The following is a 22,635-nucleotide window of genomic DNA, read 5'->3' on the forward strand; positions in this document are numbered from 1 at the left end:
CTTTCATTAATATGGTTATTACTATATTATAAAATCTCATATTCAAGATTTTTAATAAATTATTTTGCATTACCACTACTATTTCAAAAAGATTGCAGTTAAACAAATTATTGTATACACATATCATCTATGTTAAAGGAGAAAGACGATGAAAAAGTTATTTATTTCACTAACAGTCCTTTTCGTTCTTGTTATGAGCGCTTGTAGCAATAGCTCTACAGACAAAAAGAACGATGCAAAAGGTAGCAAATCAGAAACAATTACATACCAATCTGAAGATGGTAAAAAAGTAGAAGTTCCTGCAAATCCAAAACGCGTTGTTGTATTATCATCATTCGCTGGTAACGTAATGTCATTAGGTGTAAATCTTGTTGGGGTAGATTCATGGTCTAAACAAAACCCACGTTTTGATAGCAAACTTAAAGATGTTGCTGAAGTATCTGATGAAAATGTTGAAAAAATCGCTGAACTAAATCCAGATTTAATCATCGGTTTATCAAATGTTAAAAATGTCGATAAGTTAAAGAAAATCGCGCCTACTGTAACATACACTTACGGAAAAGTTGATTACTTAACACAGCATTTAGAAATCGGTAAGTTATTAAATAAAGAAAAAGAAGCAAAAACTTGGGTTGATGACTTCAAGAAACGTGCACAAGAAGCTGGTAAAGAAATTAAAGCAAAAATCGGTGAAGATGCAACAGTTTCTGTTGTAGAAAACTTCAACAAACAGCTTTATGTATACGGCGAGAACTGGGGCCGTGGAACAGAAATCCTGTACCAAGAAATGAAATTAAAAATGCCTGAAAAAGTAAAAGAAAAAGCATTAAAAGAAGGTTACTACGCATTATCTACTGAGGTATTACCTGAATTTGCTGGTGATTACTTAATCGTAAGTAAAAACAAAGATACTGATAACTCATTCCAAGAGACAGAATCATATAAAAACATCCCAGCAGTAAAAAATAATCGCGTATATGAAGCAAACATGATGGAATTCTATTTCAATGATCCACTTACATTAGATTTCCAACTAGACTTCTTCAAGAAGAGCTTTCTTGGTAAATAATACAAACATGAGGAATTCTTAATTTAAGAATTCCTCTTCCTTTATTCTATGAACAGAAAAGATGTGAAACGAATGACAAAAGATCATGACAATCCACGTTCTATAGCTTTTACATACAAACTAATTTTAAGCTTAATTGCATTCTTTCTTATTTTTATGGTTGCAATGGTATTAGGTGCTGCAGATACTTCGATAAAAGATGTATGGTTAGCACTCACTTCCTCCGCTAAAGGAGACAAAATATCTATTATTCGAGAAATACGTTTACCACGTGAAGTTGCTGCTATTTTTGTAGGAGCTGGATTAGCCGTTTCTGGGGCAATTATGCAAGGATTAACACGAAATCCACTTGCGGATCCTGGATTATTAGGGCTATCTGGTGGAGCAAATGCTGCGCTTGCACTGACACTTGCTTTCAACCCTTCCATCAGCTATCTTTACTTAACATTAGCTTGCTTTATCGGTGCGGCAATTGGCGCAATTATGGTATTTGGAATTGGTATGGTGAAAAAAGGCGGCCTTTCTCCTCTTCGAATTGTATTAGCAGGCGCTGCAGTTTCAGCATTTCTACTCGCAATTTCAGAAGGAATCGGCATTTACTTTAAAATTTCACAAGATGTATCACTTTGGACTGCTGGGGGCGTAATTGGAACAACTTGGAGCCAATTAAAAATTATTATTCCAGTCATTTCAATTAGTATCTTTATCGCTATCTTACTAGCAAAAAAATTAACAGTTCTTAGTTTCAGTGAGGAAGTGGCTATTGGACTAGGTCAAAAAATTATTGTTATTAAAACTATTTTATTTATCATTATTATCTTACTTGCAGGTGCATCTGTAGCGCTTGTTGGAAATATGGCATTTATCGGCTTAATGGTACCTCACATGGTACGCCCAATTGTCGGTCCAGATTACCGATTTGTTATACCGATGTCAGCAATTGCTGGAGCTTCCTTTATGCTACTTGCAGATACAATCGGACGTACTATTAACGCTCCATACGAAACACCAGTTGCGGCAATTGTCGCGATTGTAGGGTTACCATTCTTCCTATTCATTGTACGTAAAGGAGGAAAAACATTCTCATGATGCAATCTATTTTAAGAAAACAGCGTCTCATTATACTCGCTTTACTTATAGTAATCATCACAACCATTGTAGTTGGAATGGGACTTGGTTCAGCATCTTTATCTTATGATCGACTACTCCCAACATTAATGGGGCAAGGGACTTTTAAAGAGGAGTTTGTTTTATACTCTTTAAGACTACCTAGAATTGTCATTACATTATTAGCTGGTATGGCTCTCGCTTTATCAGGGGCTATTCTGCAAGGAATTACCCGAAATGATTTAGCTGAACCTGGTATTCTTGGTATTAACTCTGGGGCCGGTGTTGCTGTTGCTATTTTCTTTTTATACTTTCCAATAGATGTAGGTTCATTTCTTTACTTACTACCTGTAGTTGGATTTATCGGAGCATTTCTGACAGCTGTTCTAATTTACGTATTTTCATATAGTAAATCAACTGGACTTCAACCAATCCGATTAACATTAACCGGTATCGGTTTTGCATTTGCACTATCTGGAACGATGATTGTCCTTATTTCATCCGCGGATCGTATGAAAGTAGACTTTATTTCAAAATGGATTGCCGGAAATATTTGGGGAGATGACTGGATCTTCGTTTTAGCAATGCTCCCATGGTTAATCGTATTCATTCCGTTTATTTTCTATAAAGCAAATCGATTAAACATTTTAGCATTAAACGAACCAGTCGCAATTGGCGTTGGAATTGAAATTGAAAAAGAACGCAGGTACTTATTAGTTGCAGCCGTTGCACTTGCAGCTGCAGCTGTTTCCGTAACAGGAGGAATTAGCTTTATCGGATTAATGGCTCCTCATATTGCGAAATCTTTAGTAGGTCCAAGACATCAAATTTTCATGCCTATCGCCCTTTTAATCGGCGGATGGCTATTATTATTAGCAGATACAATCGGACGAAATATCGTTGATCCTAATGGCATTCCAGCAGGTATTGTCGTTGCTTTAATTGGGGCTCCTTACTTTATGTATTTGTTGCTTAAAAAAGCGTAAAAGACACCCTCAAGATCTTTTCTTGAGGGTGTCTTTGTTTCATTCTACTGCTGCCCATACCCTTCAAACTTCTTCGCCAAATTCTCCATCTCATCTTCTGGCAATAGCTTTGGTTCCCCAATGCTTTTCGTTTGATAATAAATTTGAGCACAAAACTCAATCTCTTCTGCAACAGTAAACGCCATTTTTATATTATTTGCACCAGCAATTAAACCGTGATTTGCAAGTAGCACAGCTCGGCGATCAATCATGCCTTCAAAAGCAGCATCCGCTAATTGCTTCGTACCAAATGTTTCATACGGCGCACAGCGGACATTCGGGCCTGCAAAAGCAATTAAATATGACACAGCCGGAAGCTCCCATCCTAATGACGCAATCGTCTTCGCGTAAGGAGAATGTGTATGCACAAGCGCATTTATATCTTCACGCTTCCTATAGTAAATAAGGTGCATATCTAATTCACTTGATGGTTTTCTCTCTCCTTCTACTACTTCACCATCTAGGTTTAATATAACTACATCTTCAGGCTTTGTTTCATAATACTCTAAACCACTTGGGCTAATCGCAACAAGACCTTGTTCACGATTAAAGATACTAATATTACCGCCCGTTCCCTTTGTTAAACCACTAGAAATCATTTTCTTTCCATACGCTACAATTTCTTCTCTTTCTTTTTGTAATAACATATACATCCCCCTAAGTATGAAGCTTATGATGACTGACTTTTACATTTATCTACTTATTGAAATAGCTTTTTTAAATTCTCCGTAAACGGTGCCTTTACAATCCCTTTTTCTGTAATAATCGCTGTTACATTTTCATGTGGAGTAACATCAAATGCCGGATTATATACTTTACTTTCTGTCGGAGCTGAATATTGTCCGAAACGATTAATCACTTCAGAAGCATCTCTTTCTTCAATCGGAATTTCTTTTCCTGTCGATGTCTTTAAATCAATTGTCGGCGTTGGTGCCGCTACATAAAACGGAATGTTGTAGTATTTCGCTAAAATAGATACGCCTAATGTTCCAATTTTATTTGCTATATCACCGTTCGCTGCCACACGGTCGCATCCAACAATTACAGCGTCAATCTTCCCTTGTGACATGACCATAGCCGCCATATTATCCGTAATGACAGTAACATCAATTCCCGCTCGCTGTAGTTCTAATGCCGTTAACGTTGACCCTTGTAATCTTGGACGTGTTTCATCAGAATAGATTTTTAAGTCCCATCCTTTTTCTTTCGCTAAGTACATTGGAGCCGTCGCAGTACCATACTTAGTCGTCGCTAACGCACCAGCATTACAATGTGTTAATACTCCCATTCCATCATGGAATAATGTTAATGCATGTTCTCCAATTTGACGGTTAATTTCTTCATCTTCTCTATGAATCTCTTTTGCCTCTTCTAGTAATCTATTTTTCAGCTGTGAGATTGATAAATGAATATTATCTGTCGCTACACTTTCCATTCTTTCAAGTGCCCAAAATAAATTTACGGCAGTCGGTCTTGATGTCGCCAAGTATGTACATACCTTTCTTACTTCATCCATAAATCCTTCTTCCGTACCTTCAGCAAATTCCTTTATCCCTAAATACACTCCATAAGCTGCTGAAACACCAATCGCTGGTGCACCTCGTACTTTCATTACTTGAATGGCATCCCACACACTTTCAGCTGTTTTAAAAGATTCATAAACAATTTCATTCGGTAATAACGTTTGATCTAACAAAACTAAAGCATCATCTTTCCACTGAATTGGTATTAATTGCTCTTCCATCATATTCTCCCCTTACTCCGCGTAGTGCATTGACTGTTCTTTTAACGTTTCTACAAAACTTGTACCCGTTCTATATTGATTCGCTCGTAAAATAAAACTCTTCGCTACTTTAAGACAAATTCGCTCCGCTCTAGCACGTGCTTCCTCATTCTCAATACAAGTAATATCTTTTACTTTCGCTAATCCAACAATACGGCGGATTAATTCAAGACCTGTCACTGCAGCTGTATCCTCTAATACAGATTGCAAATAGGCTTCGTTAAAGCCTTCTTCCTTCGCCATAATCTCGGTCACATGAATATCCCAAGCATCTAAAAACTTCTTCTTAAATAAATCAATTACCTCTACCATCGTAGTTTGTAACCAATCCATATACGTATCTTTCTCAGCTCCAGGTAGCATCGTTGCATCTGCATTCACCCAAGCAAACATTAAATTCGCCATTACATTCCCGACGTCATATCCCATAGGTCCATAAAAAGCAAACTCAGGATCAATAACCTTTGTAGAATCATCTCTTACAAAAACAGAACCAGTATGTAAATCACCATGAATAAGCGCCTGTGCATTCGTCATAAAAGAAAATTTACGTTTCGCTACTTCCATACGAAGCTCTTTATCACTATAAATATGCTCCCTAATCCATCCCTCATTTAAAGGAAATAACTCATTACGCTTATTATGATTTGTAAATGGTTCTGAATATACGAGGTCCTCTGTAATCTCACATAATTCAGGATTTATATAATTCTTCACAAGTTCCTTCTTCTCTTTATGATTCATTACAACATCCGATGTTAATAAAAGTGTATTTACCATAAAAGTAGTTAAGTCGTCAGCAAGCCGCGGAAATATTTGATGATTTATAAGTGCTGTACGTAATATTGTGTGATTCGATAAATCTTCCATTACGCAACAGTTCATCACACTATCAAATAAATACACCTTAGGAACAAGTCCAGGTGCTAACTCATCCTCTAACTGCAAAACATCTGATTCTATGCGAATACGATTCGTCGACAACTTAAACTCATCTGAAATGCGAGCTGTATCCCCAGCTTGCTTTACGATGACAGACATGTTCTCTTTTTCATCCCAAACGCGGAACACATAATTTAAATTGCCATCACCTATTTCTTTACACTTTAGCCCCTTTGCATGTTCAAACTTAGATAATTTCTCTTTCACATATGCAATCACATCTTTAGCTTCCATTAAAAAATACTTTGTGAACTTAGACATGGTTTCCCCTCCACACTAATTGTAAGCGTTTTCTAAAAGCTATAAAAAATAATAGGTTGAATTTTTTCATCCTATAAATATGTATTCTTCTTTTTGAAAGGTATATCTAGGTTTTATTATATCTCGTTAGCACTTTGAGTCAATATTTCTAACTATCAGCGTAATATACTTCCTAATTATATATTCGAGATGACAAAAATTGTTCAAAAAGATTTCGATTCATTTTATTTTATTTATCGCACAATTCTTTGTAAAATAGAAATAAGCAGTTCCTTTTCAAATACATAACTTCTAAGAAATATTTCCTTCCTAAGAATTTACACTTACACCATATCTCTAACATACACACTACTCTTTCAAACAATCATTGAAAATTTATAAACTTAAAGTTACCTTTCCATTCTCTGTTAGCCTTAATTGAGAATAAATATTAATTAAATCGGTATAAAGTTGGTTTATTCTCTTGACAAAATAACCACTTCTATATGATAATTAATATCGAATTAGAATTATTATAGTTAATTAAAAAATATATTTTATGAGCACACTATTTTTTGATGCTCAAAACCAACATTTAGGAGGAATTTTAATATGTTATTAATCGGCACAGAAGTAAAACCGTTTAAAGCTAATGCTTACCATAATGGAGAATTTATCCAAGTTACTGACGAAAGTTTAAAAGGAAAATGGAGTGTAGTTTGTTTCTACCCAGCTGACTTCACATTCGTTTGCCCAACTGAACTTGAAGACTTACAAAACCAATACGCAACTCTAAAAGACTTAGGCGTTGAAGTATACTCTGTATCTACAGACACTCACTTCACTCACAAAGCATGGCATGATAGCTCAGAAACTATCGGCAAAATCGAGTACATCATGATCGGTGACCCAACTCGCACAATCACTACAAACTTCAACGTTTTAATGGAAGAAGAAGGTCTTGCTGCTCGTGGTACATTCATCATCGATCCAGACGGCGTTATCCAATCTATGGAAATCAATGCTGATGGTATCGGCCGTGACGCAAGCATTCTTGTTAACAAAATTAAAGCTGCTCAATACGTACGTAACAACCCAGGTGAAGTTTGCCCAGCTAAATGGCAAGAGGGTTCTGCAACACTTAAACCAAGCCTTGACCTTGTAGGCAAAATCTAAGGAGTTCGATCAAAATGATACTAGATGCAGATATAAAAACACAACTATCCCAATACCTTCAATTAATGGAGAACGATATTTTACTTAAGGTAAGCGCAGGAGACGATAACGTATCTAAAGATATGTTAGCTCTAGTAGACGAATTAGCTACTATGTCATCTAAGATTACAGTAGAAAAAGTTGAATTAGAGAGAACACCAAGCTTTAGCGTAAACCGCCCTGGTGAAGACACTGGTGTCGTATTCGCTGGTATTCCATTAGGACACGAATTTACATCATTAGTGTTAGCTTTACTACAAGTAAGTGGACGCGCTCCAAAAGTTGAACAAAAATTAATCGATCAAATTAAAAACATTCAAGGCGAATATCATTTTGAATCTTATATCAGCCTAAGTTGTCATAATTGTCCTGATGTTGTACAAGCTCTTAACGTAATGAGCGTTCTTAACCCTGGTATTACACATACTATGATTGATGGCGCTGCATTCAAAGAGGAAGTAGAAAGCAAAGACATCATGGCAGTACCAACTGTTTACCTAAACGGCGAATCTTTCGGAAGCGGTCGTATGACACTTGAAGAAATTTTAGCTAAAATGGGTAACGGTCCAGATGCATCAGAGCTTTCTGATAAAGATCCATACGATGTTCTTGTTGTTGGTGGCGGCCCTGCTGGTGCAAGTGCAGCAATTTACGCAGCACGTAAAGGCATCCGCACTGGTATCGTTGCTGAGCGCTTCGGTGGTCAAGTAATGGATACTATGGGCATTGAGAACTTCATCAGCGTGAAAAAGACTGAAGGTCCTAAGCTAGTAGCAAGCCTTGAAGAACACGTAAAAGAATACGACATCGATGTAATGAATCTACAACGTGCGAAACGTTTAGAGAAAAAAGAACTTATTGAAGTGGAACTTGAAAACGGCGCTATTCTGAAAAGTAAGAGCGTAATCGTTTCTACAGGTGCTCGCTGGCGTAATGTTGGCGTACCAGGTGAAGCTGAGTTCAAAAATAAAGGTGTAGCATATTGCCCACACTGTGACGGTCCATTATTCACTGGAAAAGACGTAGCAGTTATCGGTGGAGGTAACTCTGGTATTGAAGCAGCTATCGACTTAGCAGGTATCGTTAAGCACGTAACTGTTCTTGAATTCATGCCAGAATTAAAAGCTGATGCTGTATTACAAGAGCGTCTTAACAGCTTACCAAACGTAACTGTTCTGAAAAACGTTCAAACGAAAGAAATCACTGGTACTGATAAAGTAAACGGTATTTCTTACATCGATCGTGAAACTGAAGAAGTTCATCACGTTGAGTTACAAGGTGTATTCGTACAAATCGGTCTTGTGCCAAACACAGACTGGTTAGGCGAAACAGTTGAACGCGTTCGCGGTGAAATCGTAACAGACAAGCACGGCGCTACAAACGTACCAGGAGTGTTTGCTGCAGGTGACTGTACAAATAATCCGTACAAACAAATCATCATCTCTATGGGTTCAGGTGCAAACGCAGCTTTAGGTGCATTTGATTACTTAATCCGTAACTAATAAAAAAACAGGTGCCTTGGCACCTGTTTTTTTATTACCCTAATGTATAAACTAAAAACCTCTCATTCCCATTCTTCTCATAAGCACCTGACAATCTAACTTCTTTCTTCAGCTCAAACGCAGTCTGATTTTCTAAGAAGAAAATATAGTCCTCAGAAGGATAATATAAAATAATATCTACTTCTCTCCCCGTTTCTTCTACTGAAAGCAAAATGTTATTTACTACATTCATAAACACTTGCACAGAAAACGGATTAAAGAAATAAAACCTATTATCATGTGGATCAATCTCATATTCCTGCGCTAAACAACATTGGAATTGAATTTTCCCCTTACTGTTTCGTGCCTTTCGTGCATAACGATCTCGATTATCCATCGCTTCTTTATAAAACTCTTCATTCATTTCAATTCCAACTGCTGAAGCACCACATTTATGATGCATATAAAAGTTTAATCGCCCTTTTCCGCACCCAAAGTCTACAATTCGGTCGCTACTTCGTATTTCATATTGATTCAATAACTCATCTAACCCGCTATACGGTGTCGGTTCATAGCGATGATAATGCATAGACTTGTTAAACCCTTTTTGCTCACCGACTGTTTTTATATGTAAAACTGCATCGTAATATTGTTCGTTCATTCGTTTTCTCCTATTAAAAAATGATACTTATTATTATACACCATGTACTGGAGGCTCATTTTTCATCAAATTAATAGGTACGTGAAATTATATTAACGATTTTCTCAATATATCTATCGTAACTTCAAATATATCAACGATTTTCTCAATATATCTATCATAACTCAAAATATATCAACGGTTTTTCAAATATATCGATTTGCCGACAATTCACGACAAAAAAACAGGAGCTCTCTAGCCCCTGTCTTCTAACACTTTCAATACAGTTTGTTTCAATATTTCTACCCCATCCATAATACAACTATGATCAAACCTCATATACGGATGGTGTAATCCAGGTTGTAGGTCTGCTCCTAGTCCAAGCATGACAGCTTTTAAATGTGGTCTTTTCACTGTATAGTAATGGAAATCATCGCTTCCTGTCGTATAGAGAGGCCCTGTGCATCTCTCTTCCCCATACACTTCGAGAATACCTTTACGCATAAAGCGCTCTGCTTCTTCGGAAACCTCTGCTCCTGGTGCAAGATCCATCCATTCGTATGAAGTTTTTGATCCCATCGATGCAGCTGATTCTATTACATGCTCAATCTTTTTCTTTAATTCTTCTAATAGTATATTACTCTCTGCTCTTACATCTAAACTGAAATGACCATTTCCCGGAATAATATTTAAATTATCACCACCAGCTTGGCATCTCGTCATTTTTACTGAATAAGAACTTTGCGGTGGCAGCCAGATATTTTTCAAACCGATATTAATCATGGAAATGACATCAATTGCATTCACACCTTGATGTGGTCTTGCCCCGTGTGCATCCTCCCCATGAATCATACCCTCTAAAAATCCTGCTGCTCCATGACGAATAGATGGGGCTGCTTGTTTCAAAGATAGTTCTTCAATTGGTCTTAGATGGACGCCAAATAAGAAATCAGCATCATCTACAGCACCTTTCTCCACCATCTTCAAAGCACCATTCCCCTTCTCTTCTGCTGGCTGAAAAATAAATCTAACCGTACCACTTTTCCATCTCATATTTTTCAATTGTAAAATAAGTCCCATTACAATGGTCATATGAGCATCATGGCCACATGAATGGTTCGCTTTAAATTCTCCATTTACTTCTTGCCAAAGTGCATCCATATCAGCACGAATCGCAATAACTGGATTCCCGCCTCCAATCTCAGCAATTACACCTGGACAATCATCAAATGTTCTATATGAAATTCCTTCTTCTTTTAAAAAGTCAGTAATATACGCTGTCGTTTCATATTCTTTCCAACTTACTTCAGGGTTTTCGTGTAAATGCTGAAAAATCTCCGTTAAGCGCTCTTGTAGTTCTAATGTTTTCAACGTTCCAGTCTCCTTCCCACATTACAAACGATTCGGGTTAATTATACTTATGAAAAACAGATGTTTTTATGAACATATTGAATTTTAAGAAAAAAGTCAATTATTTATTTTTAAATACTTAAAAAGCTTACTCTGCACTTATATTACAAACTAAACAAACAACTAGAACATTCCTTATTTTCTGTTTTTTATGTTGACGCTTACATAAACTTTTAGTTATCATAACCTAATAAACGTCTATTTTACGACAATTCTAAAAATACAAACAAACATACGTAACAAGGAGGAACTTTATGAAAAAAGAAATACCTTTTGGAATAGCGATTATCCCTATTATCATTACCGTTGCAGTTATGATGGTTACAATTGTTGTATTAAAACAAACCCCTCACGTTCCACTTATTATTGGTACAACCGTTGCTTCTATTGTCGCTTGGCGTTACGGTTACAAATGGAATGATCTTGAAGAAGCAATGTATAAAGGGATTCGTCTTGCATTACCCGCTATCGTCATTATTATTCTTGTTGGCTTAACAATTGGTGCTTGGATTGGCGGTGGAATCGTCGCAACGATGATTTATTACGGTTTAAAACTTTTAACTCCATCACTATTTTTAGTTTCCATTACCGTCATTTGTTCTATCGTAGCATTAGCAATTGGTAGCTCTTGGTCTACAATGGGCACAATTGGTGTTGCTGGAATGGGAATTGGCCTAAGTATGGGAATTCCAGCTCCAATGGTTGCTGGTGCCATTATTTCAGGCTCTTATTTTGGCGATAAAATGTCACCGCTTTCAGACACAACTAACTTAGCCGCAGGATTAACAAATACAGATTTATTCGCACACATTCGTCATATGTTATTTACTACAGTTCCAGGTTTAATTATTACTCTTATCGTCTACGCGGTCTTAGGAAGAAGCTTCGGCGCTAACAATATTGATGCGAAGAGCATCGATCAAACGTTACAAGTATTGCAACAAAACTTTGTTATCTCACCTTTCCTACTCATTATACCCGTAGTCGTTATGGTATTGGTCGCTAAAAAGGTCCCTGCTATACCAGCGATTCTCGTCGGTATTATTTTAGGATTTTTATCACAAGTCTTTATTCAAGGTGGTTCTGTCTCAGCATCTGTCGGTGCACTCCAAGCTGGATTTGTTATAGACACTGGAAACAAGCTAGTAGACGAACTATTTAACCGCGGTGGCTTAGATTCGATGATGAATACAGTCTCGATGACAATTGTCGCTATGACTTTCGGAGGAGTATTAGAACATACAGGTATTCTTCGCTCAATTGTAAATCAAATTTTAAAGTTAGCGACATCAGCAAAAGGGCTTATCGCTTCTACTATCGCATCTTGTTTTGCAACAAACCTTACTTGCTCTGAACAATATATTTCAATTGTTGTCCCTTCAAGAATGTACGCAAATGCATACACGGAAAAAGGACTACATTCAAAAAACTTATCCAGAGCATTAGAAGATGGCGGAACATTAACTTCTGTCTTCGTTCCTTGGAATACGTGCGGTGTATTTATTCTCGCTACACTTGGCGTAGGTGCATTTGAATATGCCCCTTATGCTATTTTGAATTTCATCGTACCTATTATCTCAATCATTTATGGTATAACAGGCTTCACAATTGTAAAACTATCAGACATTGAAAAAGCAGAACTACTAAAGAAACAAAAAGCTCAACTAGAAGCTTAAAAATAGCGGTAAATTCAGTTCATATAGTGCGCGAGGTCGCCCTTGTTGATAGGGCATTTCCTCGCCGCAAATATGAGCATACCCGTAATCAACTAATTTCTTTAACAACCTTTCTGTCGATCTTCGAGTCACTTGTAAATACTCAGAAAGGTCAGCTGCTGTAAACTTCAATGACGGGTGCGATTGACTAAATTGAATGATTTTTGACAAGTTGGCCGGACTAAGCTTCGTTTCCTTCGCTATTTTCATTAGTTCCGGATTATCATTTTTCAAACTTTGTACTCTCTGTTCTTTCGGGAACGGACCAAACAAATCTTTATCACTTGTTAGTATATAAAAACAACGATCTATTGGATTGTTCTTTGCAAAACTTTGAGCAATTTTTGCATTTTGCTCCGCTTCTTTCACGGTTTTCCCATAACCAAATCCAATAGCTATCGTTCCTTCTACGCTCGCAAACAAGTTATCTATCTCATTTGTTTTAATAATCGATTCGATATCACCACGAGTTGTATACAAAATGCATGTCATTTCATCCACTTGTTTAAATGAACCACGTAGTTCTTTTGAAATGACATCTAGTTTTTCAAGCAAACTCGTTCGTAATTCTAGGGAAGAAATAATACAAGCACCAACAGTAGCTGAATAGCTTTTTGCTAACTCAGCTTTTATTTTTGCATCTTTTAGCCCATGTATAATGGATTGTGTTGGATCAATCATACGCTCTGAAGGAACACCTATTTTTTGAAGCTCGTCGTAAACAGCGTGAATACTAGTTAAAGCTAAATGAGCCTCTCCAGATTGATATTTAGCTACATGAAAATCGATAACTCTATTTATCTCATCTTTACTCCACAGCATATTTTCATAATCCAACACTTGCGGGCTTTCTTTTATACCGATATCATGGAACACATTTGTAATAAAAGAGCGGTCTACTAAATCGATGGAAATGTTATGTGGTTGAATACTTTGATGATACATGATAGAAAGAATTGAAGATGCGACAGTTGTCTCGTCTTGCTGTAAGTATATACTTGGAATTCGTAATTGTTCTCTTATTTCTTTTGCCATATAATAAGGTAAAGCACCTGAGAAAAAGATGACATCACAAGGCTTTAAACACTTTAATAGTTCAGAAGATTCCGCCGGATGAAGGTAAATATATGGATCAATTTCTATTCCTTCTAATTTTTGAGCAATGGGAAAAAGGTTGTCCATAAATTCCTTTGAACCGACAACTGCAATTTTTATCATCATTTTCTCTAACTCCTTATCATTAATTAACGACTATTTAACGTCAACTATATCAAATGTATAAAACTATTGTAAACAGGAAGGGGTTTCTATTCAATGAAAATTACAGCTATTCATCTTTACGCAATTCGTTTACCACTTCGCAATCCGTTTGTTATTAGTTATGGCTCTTATTCTGATATGCCCTCTATTATCGTCAAAATGGAAACGGATGAAGGTATTATCGGTTACGGTGAAGGCGTTGCTGATGATCACGTCACAGGTGAATCATGGGAAAGTACTTTCCATACTTTAAAACATACGCTAACCCCTGCTCTAATCGGGCAAAATCCAATGAATATCGAAAAAATACACGACATGATGGACAATACAATTTACGGTGTTCCAACAGCGAAAGCCGCAATTGATATTGCTTGTTTTGATATAATGGGCAAAAAACTAAATCAACCTGTATATCAATTAATTGGCGGGCGCTACCATGAAGAATTCCCTGTCACTCACGTTTTAAGTATTGCCGATCCAGAAAACATGGCTGAAGAAGCTGCTTCTATGATTCAAAAAGGTTACCAATCTTTCAAAATGAAAGTTGGTACAAATGTAAAAGAAGATGTAAAACGTATTGAAGCTGTACGAGAACGTGTAGGAAATGACATCGCTATTCGCGTTGATGTAAACCAAGGCTGGAAAAATAGCGCAAACACATTAACAGCACTACGTTCATTAGGACATTTAAACATTGACTGGATTGAACAACCTGTTATCGCGGACAATATTGATGCCATGGCCCATATTCGTTCTAAAACAGACCTCCCGCTTATGATTGATGAAGGATTAAAAAGTTCTCGTGAAATGCGCCAAATTATTAAATTAGAAGCTGCTGATAAAGTAAATATAAAACTAATGAAATGCGGCGGCATATATCCAGCTGTAAAGCTCGCTCATCAAGCTGAAATGGCCGGCATTGAATGCCAAGTAGGATCAATGGTCGAATCATCTGTTGCCTCTTCCGCAGGATTCCATGTCGCTTTCTCAAAGAAAATCATTACGAGCGTAGAGCTAACAGGACCATTAAAATTCACAAAAGACATTGGAAACTTACATTACGATGTACCATTCATTCGCTTAAACGAAAAGCCGGGACTCGGCATTGAAATAAACGAAGATACATTACAAGAACTAACCGTCTTTCAAGACGTTGTACGCTAAAGGAGGACTATCATATGACGGTTCTATACGAAGGAACATTAAAACAAAATAACGAATCATTTCACGTTACATTACTATCACTAGAGCACATCGAACAAATTTTATCACTACAAAACATCGTAGTTGAAGCACTAGAAGATAAAAGTCGTTTACAACCACTCTCACAAGAAGAATTTCAATACATTCTAGAAGGAAACGGCATGATGATCGGTGCTTTTATCGAAAACGAACTCATCGCATTTCGCGCTCTACTCGTCCCTCCTATCGATGATGAACATTTAGGGCTCGATATTGGTTTGCCAGAAAGTGAGCTACACCGCGTCATCTATCAAGAAATCTCAAACGTTCATCCGAACTGCCGAGGAAATGGGATGCAAAAAATATTAGCAAACGTCATCATGGACGAATTACAAAAAGAAGATAGCAAATATGATTATGTATGCTGCACCGTTGCTCCTTTTAACATCCCGAGTTTGAAGGATAAGTTTGCGCAAGGGATGGCGATTGCTGCGCTAAAGGAGAAGTATGGTGGTAGTCTGCGGTATGTTTTTGTGAAGAAATTGCGCGGAGATAAAGAAAGCGATTGGACGGATATTCAAAGTATTCTAATGAGTGATGCTAGTGGACAGCAGGCTTTGCTTTCGGAGGGGTATCTTGGGTATGAGATGGAGAAAACAGCAGATACTTTCATTGTGAAGTTTGGGCGATAATCTATATGGTCGAAAAGAGGAGATGTCTGCTGTGACCTCTTCTCTTTTCGATTTGTTGAACAATCCTGTGGTAAATGAAATTATATCAACGATTTTTCGAATATATCTATCATAACTTACAATATATCAACGATTTTTAAAATATATCTATCAAAACTCACAATATATCAACGATTCGACAAGAAATATCGATTTACAGACAAAAATCGATATCCCTTCCTAAACCGTCATCTTCCAACTAGATAACGCTAACCAATTCTCCATTTCTTTATAATCAGGCATTATCTTCCCGACAAGACGCCAAAAAGAGCGATCATGATTTAAATGAACCATATGACACATTTCATGAACGACTACATAGTCAATTACTCGCTGTGGTGCCATTGCTAGCTTCCAATTGAATGTTAGTTGTAAATTTGAATCGCAAGTACCCCAAGTACGACTACTATCTGTAATACGAATAGAACGTGGTTTTGTTTTGAAATTACTTTGATGCGCTTTAATACTCTTCTCTACTAAAGATTTACACTGCTTATAGTAAAATCGTTTTAAAGCTTGTTGTATTTTCTCATCCTTAAGCTCTTTCACATAAATATGTAACTTATCCCCTTCAAAAATCGCATTGTCTTGCTCAATGCTTGCATCTTGGGAAATCTGTATCGGATACGTACTTCCTAAATATAGAAAGCCCTCTCCTTGATCATAGTCCTTTTCCTGTGGTCCAAGCGCTCTCTCCTGCATTTCCTTACGTGTTGCCTGAATCCAATCCCACTTCTCCTCTAGCAACTGGACTAAGTATTCAACAGGTGTTCCTTTCGGAGCTTGCACTTCCACATTTCCATACGAATCCACAAAAAGACGCACGGACTTTTTCTTCTTATAAGTTATATGAAAATTAATTGTCTCACCTAAATATGTATGTACCATTTCATCACCTAGCATAGTATTTTTACAAATAAAAAAGAGTAGGATACGAACGTCCTACTCTACCTATTATATCATTTACTGCTTTAGCAAGCTTATTATCCTCTATACTTTACACCTAATCCCTTAATGAAATTCCTTGCGTATCTATCGCCGCACTCTTTGTAATTTTTATGGCCTTTCTTTCTTAATAGAGCGCCTAACTCTCCTTTTGTTACCGTAACGCCTACGCTATCTAATATATCAAGTACATCCTCACTCGTTAAAGATAGTGCGATTTTCATTTTCTTTAGAAGAAGGTTATTGGCACTCTCCTTGCTCTGTACAGGTGCAGGCTGCCCTGGTTTCGGATCTTGCTTTCCTCTTTTTAAAGTAATAAATCCATTTAAAAATGCCTCTAACATCATCATATCGCATGTTTTTACGTACTCATCTTCAGCTACCTCATCATTTTCAGCTTCATGCTGAGGAGCTCTCTTTATTTTTGTAAGCATATCAACTACGTCTTCTTTCGTTACTTCCATCCCGCCAAGTTTAAAGATTTCTACCATATCTATGTCTTTTATATCTAAAGCGTATCGTACTCTTTTTAATATATCGTTGTTGCTCATTGCCATTGGGTTTCCCTCCTGAAATGTTGATTATTTATTCAGCGGTTAAAGTTTATGCTATAACCTACTTTAAATTATCATGTTTAATCTAACCTTTTAATTATTGTCCGCTAAATTAATACTTTAACATTTTAAAGATATGTTTTATAGTCTTACCCGAACTTTTCTCTATCATTGTATCTACAGCGCTCTTACATGTTTTTTATATGCCTATAAAAGGATTTCTCTCTTAACATTAACTAAAAGAAAAAAAACAGTGTTTTGATTTCTCAAATACACTGTTCTTTTCCAGCTCTGCACTTATTTTCAACTCACTCATGTCATGCACTACATATGAAATGATTTAACTGCTTAAAAGTTAAACCGTCTCACCATTCTGTGCCTCACCAACACTAGCCTCAAACTTATCAAGCAATCCACGCACCTCATCAGTCGATTTCGTACTCATCAATTGATTTCTCAATTCAGCAGCTCCAGGGAAGCCTTTTACATAAATTTTGAAGAAGCGGTGAAGCCCTGTGATTGAGCGTGGCAGTACTTCTGCATATTGATCTTGAAGATCAAGTTGTAGTCTTAAAAGATCTAGGTGCTCTTTACTGCTATGCTCTCTTGGCTCTTTTTCAAAAGCAAATGGATTTTTGAAGATGCCTCGTCCGATCATTACGCCATCAATGCCGTATTTTTCAGCAAGTTCCAGCCCCATTTTACGATCAAGGATGTCTCCATTGATTGTTATTAACGTATTTGGTGCGATACGGTCACGTAATTTTTTAATTTCCGGAATTAGTTCCCAATGCGCATCTACTTGGCTCATTTCTTCTCTTGTACGTAAGTGAATAGAAAGGTTTGCAATATCTTGTTTGAAAATGTGCGTTAACCAATCTTCCCACTCGCTTAACTCTTTAAAGCCAAGTCGTGTTTTTACGCTGACAGGTAGTCCGCCCGCTTTTGCTGCTTGGATAAGTTCTGCCGCAACGTCTGGACGTAGAATAAGGCCACTACCTTTTCCTCTTGATGCAACGTTCGGTACTGGGCAACCCATGTTAATATCGATGCCTTTAAATCCTAGTTCTGCCATACCAATACTCATTTGACGGAAGTATTCGGGATTGTCTCCCCAAATATGTGCCACCATCGGCTGTTCGTCTTCTGTAAAAATTAAACGGCCACGTACACTTTTCATACCTTCTGGATGACAATAGCTATCCGAGTTTGTAAACTCTGTGAAGAATACGTCCGGACGACCTGCTTCACTTACTACGTGACGGAAAACAACGTCTGTCACATCTTCCATTGGTGCAAGTACGAAAAATGGTCGTGGTAATTCACGCCAAAAATTATCTATCATTTCAAATTCAAATCCTCTCACTATGAATACAATTTCAAAATCTCAATTTATAATTTGTGAAAATCAGCAATATTTATTTTAACTAAAATCGCTTATGAATGGTATTTTTGTAAACCAAAAAGCAGGTGGTATAGATTTCCCCTATATCAACTGCTTTCCTATTATACCAACTTAAGCCAAGCCACACACTCTACGTGAGTCGTATGCGGGAACATATCAACAGGTTGTACTTCCTGTGTTTTATATCCGCCTTCTTCTAGTACTTTTAAATCACGTGCTAATGTTGCTGGGTTACACGATACGTATACGACGCGGTTTGGCTTCATGTCGATGATTGTATTTAGTAATGCTTCGTCACAGCCTTTACGCGGTGGGTCTACGACCATTGTGTCGGCGATTACGCCTTCTTTGTACCATTTTGGAATGACTACTTCTGCTTCTCCTACGCCAAATTCAGCGTTTGTCATGTTGTTTAGTGCTGCGTTTCGGTTTGCGTCTTCGATTGCTTCTGGGACGATTTCAACGCCGTACACTTTTTTCGCTTTTTGCGCTAGGAATAACGAGATTGATCCGATTCCGCAATAGGCATCGATTACTGTTTCGTTACCATTTAATTTTGCGTATTCTAACGTTTTATCGTAAAGCACTTTCGTTTGCTCTGGGTTTACTTGATAGAATGAACGTGCTGAAATCGCAAATTTAATGTCACCGATAAAGTCATAAATGTATTCTGATCCGTACAGTACTGTCGTTTTGTCTCCGAAAATTACATTCGTACGCTTCGTATTTACGTTTTGAACAATTGATTTTACTTCTGGGAATTTCGCTGCAATTTCTTCAATAATTGCTTTTTTGTTCGGCAATTCTGCTGTACGCGTAATGAAGACAAGCATAATTTCCCCTGTTACTTGTCCGTAACGAGCCATTACGTGACGAAGTGTTCCTTTGTTACGCTCTTCGTTGTACGCAGTGATACCGTGCTTTTCACAAATACGTTTTACTTCTTGGATTAATGTATCGTTTTCTTCTGCCTGAATTAAGCATGATTCCATATTAATGATGTCATGCGTTCCTTGGCGATAAAAACCAGCTACAAGTCCGCCTTCACGTTCTCCGATTGGTACTTGTGCTTTATTACGGTATACCCACGGATTCTTCATGCCAAGTACAGGATGAACAGGAACATCAGCTAGTCCTCCGATACGCTGCATAACGTCACGTACTTGTTTTTCTTTCGCTTGTAATTGTCCTTCATAAGTTAAGTGCTGAAGCTGACAACCGCCGCACTGATTATATACTGGGCATTCAGCATCTTTACGATATGGACTTTCTGTATGAAGCTTCATTAAACGACCAAATGCGAAGTTTTTCTTCACTTTAATAATTTTAATTTGCGCTTTTTCACCTGGTAATCCGTTTTTAACGAAAATAGGATAGCCCTTTACTTTCGCAACACCGGCACCATCATGTGTTAAATCTTCAAATACTACATCTATAAACTCGTTTTTCTCAACTGGTGGCGTCATTTTAGTACTCATTTTCCGACCTCTCTTTTTCATAACACTGCGTTACATTTTATCATACTTATATGGTCTTTTTCTATTGGAAGAAAAAAAGCTATTGACGATACTTCTCTGTTAATGTTACGCTACTACTAATTTAATACGGACGATGTTACCTCATATATACTTGATAATATGGATCGAGAGTTTCTACCCGGCAACCTTAAATTGCTGGACTATGGGGAAAACTAATGAATATTAGCCTATGCGCAAAAAAGGACTCATATTGATTAGCTTTCTCTCATAGATGAAAGTGAATCCATATGGGTCTTTTTTTATTTTTATTTTTCTAAAAGGTCAGACATCTTACGTATGACATAAAACCTCATTCCTTTATTTTTAGTAATATAACGAGCGTTTTATGTACAAACTTTATACGAACTTCTGAAAGGGGCAACTACATGCAATATGTAATGAGCATTATCGGTATTATTGCCGTGTTAGGTTTATGTTTTGCTTTGTCAAACAACAAAAGTAAAATCAACTTCCGTGCAATTGCAATTATGATTGGTTTCCAAATTTTAATCGGTTGGTTTATGTTTGCTACAAAGATTGGTCAACAAATCATTATTTTCATTAGTAAAGTTTTCAACAAACTAATTAAACTTGGTACGACAGGTGTCGATTTTCTCTTTAATGGAATTCACAGAGATTTTGTCTTTTTCTTAAACGTATTATTAATTATCGTATTTTTCTCAGCACTACTTTCAATCTTTAGTTATTTAGGTGTTTTACCATTCATCGTTCGCGTTGTCGGCGGTGCTATTTCAAAAATTACTGGTTTACCACGTGTTGAGTCATTCCACGCAGTAAACTCTGTATTCTTCGGTTCAAGTGAAGCGTTAATCGTTATTAAAAACGATTTACAGCATTTCAATAAAAACCGTATGTTTATCATTTGTTGTTCTGCGATGAGCTCCGTTTCTGCTTCTGTTACAGCATCATACGTAATGATGTTAGATGCAAAATACGTACTGGCAGCTCTTCCGCTAAACTTATTCTCAAGCTTAATCGTTTGTTCGTTATTAACACCAGTTGATACGAAGAAAGAAGATGAAGTGATTCAAAAATTTGATAGAACTCTATTCGGAGACAGCTTTATCGGCGCAATGATTAACGGTGCGCTTGATGGTTTAAAAGTAGCTGGTATCGTTGCCGCATTAATGATCGCCTTTATCGGTGTGATGGAAGTTGTAAACTACGTAATTAGTGCAGCTTCAGGCGCAATGGGACATGCTGTTACTTTACAACAAATCTTCGGTTACGTACTTTCTCCATTCGCATTCTTAATGGGCATTCCAACTCAAGATATTATCCCAGCTGGTGGTATTATGGGTACGAAGATTGTTTTAAACGAGTTTGTAGCAATCCTTGATTTAAAAGACACAGCTACAACATTAGCTCCACGTACAGTTGGAATCGTTACAGTATTCTTAATTAGCTTCGCAAGTATTAGCCAAATTGGTGCAATCGTTGGTACAATCCGTGCCCTTTCTGAAAAGCAAGGAAGCGTTGTTTCTAAATTTGGTTGGAAAATGCTATTTGCATCAACACTTGCTTCTATTTTATCTGCGACAATCGCTGGATTGTTTATTTAATAAAAAAACACCTTACTTTAACAAGTAAGGTGTTTTTTTGATTCTTTATGAAACCGAGTGAAATTCAACTGCTTCTTCTGTATTGATAATCCTATCTTTATATATACCTTTTATTGAAATGTAAATGATAGATTTGTTTATGTTTTTTAACTTTCCTAATGAAAAATGATAAAGTAATCCATCGCTTTTTAAAGTCCACATCTTCCCACTCCATGGACCAGTAGCTTTTTGTTCATCCGACGCCTTTATTTCACCTTCATATTCGCATTCTCCTAAAGGAGTTTTAATTATATTCTTCTCTGTATCAATTCGAATATTTTTAATTAGCTTCAAATTTTCATCAGAGAGAATTTGAATTTCATGATCTTTCTGTTTAAAAAAGAGTTTTCCGTCTTTGGTATTTACATATTCTGCATTATTCATTTTATCTATCATAAAATCATATTCTTCTTTTGTAATACCTAAGTTTTGATGATAAGGAAACGTTTTTTTCGGTATAATTTCTTCTTCGGCATACTTCAAATACCAATCTAAATTATTTGTAATACTATCGCTCATTTTATTTCCTATTTTCTCTAATTTCTCTTTTATCTCATAAGGAAATTCTAGTGTCATAATATCCGCCGTCACTTCCGCATTCATAAGATGCGATGGAATATACTCTTCCACGCTATTCGCTTTACTCACTTCACTTTGACAACCAACTATAAATAGCGATATGAAAAAGATATATATTATTTTTTTATATTTCATTTCTATTCTCCACTCCATACATTATTCTTACTTAGTTTTATAGCGGTTTTCATTATAGTATAAAATCTTTATATTTTA

General features: G+C 36.7%; 20 protein-coding genes and 1 riboswitch. Of the genes, 9 read left to right on the forward strand and 11 right to left on the reverse strand.

The annotated features are described in order from the left end of the window. Positions 1-148 precede the first annotated feature (148 nt). From ACTFP3_RS24440 to ACTFP3_RS24450, 3 genes are read left to right on the forward strand one after another with little or no spacing between them, the layout of a single operon-like run. Entirely contained in the window at positions 149-1,069 is a 921-nt protein-coding gene (locus ACTFP3_RS24440; RefSeq protein ID WP_000732597.1) for an iron-hydroxamate ABC transporter substrate-binding protein, read from the forward strand. Between the two features lie 48 nt (positions 1,070-1,117). After that, the gene (locus tag ACTFP3_RS24445) at positions 1,118-2,158 is read left to right on the forward strand and encodes a FecCD family ABC transporter permease (RefSeq protein WP_002025239.1); all 1,041 of its coding nucleotides are present in this window, start codon (positions 1,118-1,120) and stop codon (positions 2,156-2,158) included. After that, the gene (locus ACTFP3_RS24450) at positions 2,155-3,162 is read left to right on the forward strand and encodes a FecCD family ABC transporter permease (RefSeq protein WP_000983753.1); all 1,008 of its coding nucleotides are present in this window, start codon (positions 2,155-2,157) and stop codon (positions 3,160-3,162) included. The genes ACTFP3_RS24445 and ACTFP3_RS24450 overlap by 4 nt, the downstream gene beginning before the upstream one ends. Positions 3,163-3,206: 44 nt before the next feature. On the opposite strand, the gene ACTFP3_RS24455 is transcribed toward ACTFP3_RS24450, so the two are convergent. The 3 genes from ACTFP3_RS24455 to mtnK are packed head-to-tail and all read right to left on the reverse strand — an operon-like array spanning position 3,207 to position 6,187. After that, positions 3,207-3,848: an L-fuculose-phosphate aldolase gene (locus tag ACTFP3_RS24455; RefSeq protein WP_000926554.1), complete on the reverse strand. Its 642-nt coding sequence runs from the start codon at positions 3,846-3,848 to the stop codon at positions 3,207-3,209. A gap of 53 nt (positions 3,849-3,901) precedes the next feature. Beyond that, positions 3,902-4,948 carry an S-methyl-5-thioribose-1-phosphate isomerase gene (gene mtnA / locus ACTFP3_RS24460; RefSeq protein WP_440011464.1) on the reverse strand — a complete coding sequence of 349 codons (1,047 nt, stop codon included), beginning with the start codon at positions 4,946-4,948 and terminating at the stop codon, positions 3,902-3,904. A 9-nt stretch (positions 4,949-4,957) separates the two neighbouring features. Beyond that, positions 4,958-6,187, reverse strand: a complete 1,230-nt coding sequence (gene mtnK / locus ACTFP3_RS24465) for an S-methyl-5-thioribose kinase (RefSeq protein ID WP_000033223.1) — start codon at positions 6,185-6,187, stop codon at positions 4,958-4,960. A 591-nt stretch (positions 6,188-6,778) separates the two neighbouring features. Between mtnK and ahpC the strand changes: the two genes are divergently transcribed. Together ahpC and ahpF are read left to right on the forward strand one after the other, a co-directional pair. Beyond that, the gene (gene ahpC, locus ACTFP3_RS24470; protein WP_000924420.1) at positions 6,779-7,342 is read left to right on the forward strand and encodes an alkyl hydroperoxide reductase subunit C; all 564 of its coding nucleotides are present in this window, start codon (positions 6,779-6,781) and stop codon (positions 7,340-7,342) included. 14 nt (positions 7,343-7,356) lie between these two features. Beyond that, the gene (gene ahpF, locus ACTFP3_RS24475; RefSeq protein ID WP_000599501.1) at positions 7,357-8,883 is read left to right on the forward strand and encodes an alkyl hydroperoxide reductase subunit F; all 1,527 of its coding nucleotides are present in this window, start codon (positions 7,357-7,359) and stop codon (positions 8,881-8,883) included. 34 nt (positions 8,884-8,917) lie between these two features. Here the strand turns inward: ahpF and ACTFP3_RS24480 are convergent, their stop codons facing one another. After that, positions 8,918-9,523 (reverse strand): SAM-dependent methyltransferase, encoded by a 606-nt coding sequence (locus tag ACTFP3_RS24480; protein ID WP_001005627.1) that lies wholly within the window; start codon positions 9,521-9,523, stop codon positions 8,918-8,920. 234 nt (positions 9,524-9,757) lie between these two features. Further along, complete coding sequence (locus ACTFP3_RS24485; protein WP_000853516.1) at positions 9,758-10,873, reverse strand: M20 peptidase aminoacylase family protein; 1,116 nt, start codon at positions 10,871-10,873, stop codon at positions 9,758-9,760. 293 nt (positions 10,874-11,166) lie between these two features. Here ACTFP3_RS24485 and nhaC point away from each other — a divergent pair, with 293 nt between their 5' ends. Then, positions 11,167-12,588, forward strand: a complete 1,422-nt coding sequence (gene nhaC / locus ACTFP3_RS24490) for a Na+/H+ antiporter NhaC (RefSeq protein ID WP_017657392.1) — start codon at positions 11,167-11,169, stop codon at positions 12,586-12,588. Here the strand turns inward: nhaC and ACTFP3_RS24495 are convergent. After that, positions 12,577-13,848: a transcriptional regulator gene (locus ACTFP3_RS24495; RefSeq protein WP_440011466.1), complete on the reverse strand. Its 1,272-nt coding sequence runs from the start codon at positions 13,846-13,848 to the stop codon at positions 12,577-12,579. The genes nhaC and ACTFP3_RS24495 overlap by 12 nt on opposite strands. 93 nt (positions 13,849-13,941) lie before the next feature. Here ACTFP3_RS24495 and ACTFP3_RS24500 point away from each other — a divergent pair, with 93 nt between their 5' ends. Continuing rightward, positions 13,942-15,051, forward strand: coding sequence for a mandelate racemase/muconate lactonizing enzyme family protein (locus tag ACTFP3_RS24500; RefSeq protein WP_440011468.1), 1,110 nt, complete (start codon positions 13,942-13,944; stop codon positions 15,049-15,051). Positions 15,052-15,065: 14 nt separating this feature from the next. After that, positions 15,066-15,761, forward strand: a complete 696-nt coding sequence (locus ACTFP3_RS24505; protein WP_000217549.1) for a hypothetical protein — start codon at positions 15,066-15,068, stop codon at positions 15,759-15,761. A 219-nt stretch (positions 15,762-15,980) separates the two neighbouring features. Here ACTFP3_RS24505 and ACTFP3_RS24510 read toward each other — a convergent pair whose 3' ends face one another. The 4 genes from ACTFP3_RS24510 to rlmD all read right to left on the reverse strand — a co-directional run bounded on the left by ACTFP3_RS24510 (position 15,981) and on the right by rlmD (position 20,182). Beyond that, on the reverse strand, positions 15,981-16,688 hold the full coding sequence (locus ACTFP3_RS24510; RefSeq protein WP_000233742.1) for a M48 family metallopeptidase: 708 nt from the start codon (positions 16,686-16,688) through the stop codon (positions 15,981-15,983). Between the two features lie 95 nt (positions 16,689-16,783). Then, on the reverse strand, positions 16,784-17,302 hold the full coding sequence (locus ACTFP3_RS24515) for a DUF1456 family protein (RefSeq protein WP_001251702.1): 519 nt from the start codon (positions 17,300-17,302) through the stop codon (positions 16,784-16,786). A 352-nt stretch (positions 17,303-17,654) separates the two neighbouring features. Then, on the reverse strand, positions 17,655-18,644 hold the full coding sequence (locus ACTFP3_RS24520) for a tRNA dihydrouridine synthase (RefSeq protein WP_000566710.1): 990 nt from the start codon (positions 18,642-18,644) through the stop codon (positions 17,655-17,657). A gap of 161 nt (positions 18,645-18,805) precedes the next feature. After that, positions 18,806-20,182 carry a 23S rRNA (uracil(1939)-C(5))-methyltransferase RlmD gene (gene rlmD / locus ACTFP3_RS24525; RefSeq protein ID WP_326036201.1) on the reverse strand — a complete coding sequence of 459 codons (1,377 nt, stop codon included), beginning with the start codon at positions 20,180-20,182 and terminating at the stop codon, positions 18,806-18,808. 121 nt (positions 20,183-20,303) lie between these two features. After that, a riboswitch (purine riboswitch) is annotated at positions 20,304-20,405 on the forward strand. A 202-nt stretch (positions 20,406-20,607) separates the two neighbouring features. Here rlmD and ACTFP3_RS24530 point away from each other — a divergent pair. Next, complete coding sequence (locus tag ACTFP3_RS24530; protein ID WP_001200484.1) at positions 20,608-21,804, forward strand: NupC/NupG family nucleoside CNT transporter; 1,197 nt, start codon at positions 20,608-20,610, stop codon at positions 21,802-21,804. A gap of 45 nt (positions 21,805-21,849) precedes the next feature. On the opposite strand, the gene ACTFP3_RS24535 is transcribed toward ACTFP3_RS24530, so the two are convergent. Further along, on the reverse strand, positions 21,850-22,557 hold the full coding sequence (locus ACTFP3_RS24535; protein ID WP_000875597.1) for a hypothetical protein: 708 nt from the start codon (positions 22,555-22,557) through the stop codon (positions 21,850-21,852). Positions 22,558-22,635: the final 78 nt, after the last annotated feature.

Origin of the sequence: Bacillus cereus group sp. MYBK5-2, assembly GCF_051915685.1 — a bacterium.
Lineage (GTDB): Bacteria > Bacillota > Bacilli > Bacillales > Bacillaceae_G > Bacillus_A > Bacillus_A cereus.

What these genes read in the sequence shown, in the direction of transcription:
- ACTFP3_RS24440 (WP_000732597.1), top strand. Translation starts at nt 149, where the DNA reads ATGAAAAAGTTATTTATTTCACTAACAGTCCTTTTCGTTCTTGTTATG.
- ACTFP3_RS24445 (WP_002025239.1), top strand. Translation starts at nt 1,118, where the DNA reads ATGAACAGAAAAGATGTGAAACGAATGACAAAAGATCATGACAATCCA.
- ACTFP3_RS24450 (WP_000983753.1), top strand. Translation starts at nt 2,155, where the DNA reads ATGATGCAATCTATTTTAAGAAAACAGCGTCTCATTATACTCGCTTTA.
- ACTFP3_RS24455 (WP_000926554.1), bottom strand. Translation starts at nt 3,848, where the DNA reads ATGTTATTACAAAAAGAAAGAGAAGAAATTGTAGCGTATGGAAAGAAA.
- mtnA (WP_440011464.1), bottom strand. Translation starts at nt 4,948, where the DNA reads ATGATGGAAGAGCAATTAATACCAATTCAGTGGAAAGATGATGCTTTA.
- mtnK (WP_000033223.1), bottom strand. Translation starts at nt 6,187, where the DNA reads ATGTCTAAGTTCACAAAGTATTTTTTAATGGAAGCTAAAGATGTGATT.
- ahpC (WP_000924420.1), top strand. Translation starts at nt 6,779, where the DNA reads ATGTTATTAATCGGCACAGAAGTAAAACCGTTTAAAGCTAATGCTTAC.
- ahpF (WP_000599501.1), top strand. Translation starts at nt 7,357, where the DNA reads ATGATACTAGATGCAGATATAAAAACACAACTATCCCAATACCTTCAA.
- ACTFP3_RS24480 (WP_001005627.1), bottom strand. Translation starts at nt 9,523, where the DNA reads ATGAACGAACAATATTACGATGCAGTTTTACATATAAAAACAGTCGGT.
- nhaC (WP_017657392.1), top strand. Translation starts at nt 11,167, where the DNA reads ATGAAAAAAGAAATACCTTTTGGAATAGCGATTATCCCTATTATCATT.
- ACTFP3_RS24495 (WP_440011466.1), bottom strand. Translation starts at nt 13,848, where the DNA reads ATGATGATAAAAATTGCAGTTGTCGGTTCAAAGGAATTTATGGACAAC.
- ACTFP3_RS24500 (WP_440011468.1), top strand. Translation starts at nt 13,942, where the DNA reads ATGAAAATTACAGCTATTCATCTTTACGCAATTCGTTTACCACTTCGC.
- ACTFP3_RS24505 (WP_000217549.1), top strand. Translation starts at nt 15,066, where the DNA reads ATGACGGTTCTATACGAAGGAACATTAAAACAAAATAACGAATCATTT.
- ACTFP3_RS24510 (WP_000233742.1), bottom strand. Translation starts at nt 16,688, where the DNA reads ATGGTACATACATATTTAGGTGAGACAATTAATTTTCATATAACTTAT.
- ACTFP3_RS24515 (WP_001251702.1), bottom strand. Translation starts at nt 17,302, where the DNA reads ATGGCAATGAGCAACAACGATATATTAAAAAGAGTACGATACGCTTTA.
- ACTFP3_RS24520 (WP_000566710.1), bottom strand. Translation starts at nt 18,644, where the DNA reads ATGATAGATAATTTTTGGCGTGAATTACCACGACCATTTTTCGTACTT.
- rlmD (WP_326036201.1), bottom strand. Translation starts at nt 20,182, where the DNA reads ATGAGTACTAAAATGACGCCACCAGTTGAGAAAAACGAGTTTATAGAT.
- ACTFP3_RS24530 (WP_001200484.1), top strand. Translation starts at nt 20,608, where the DNA reads ATGCAATATGTAATGAGCATTATCGGTATTATTGCCGTGTTAGGTTTA.
- ACTFP3_RS24535 (WP_000875597.1), bottom strand. Translation starts at nt 22,557, where the DNA reads ATGAAATATAAAAAAATAATATATATCTTTTTCATATCGCTATTTATA.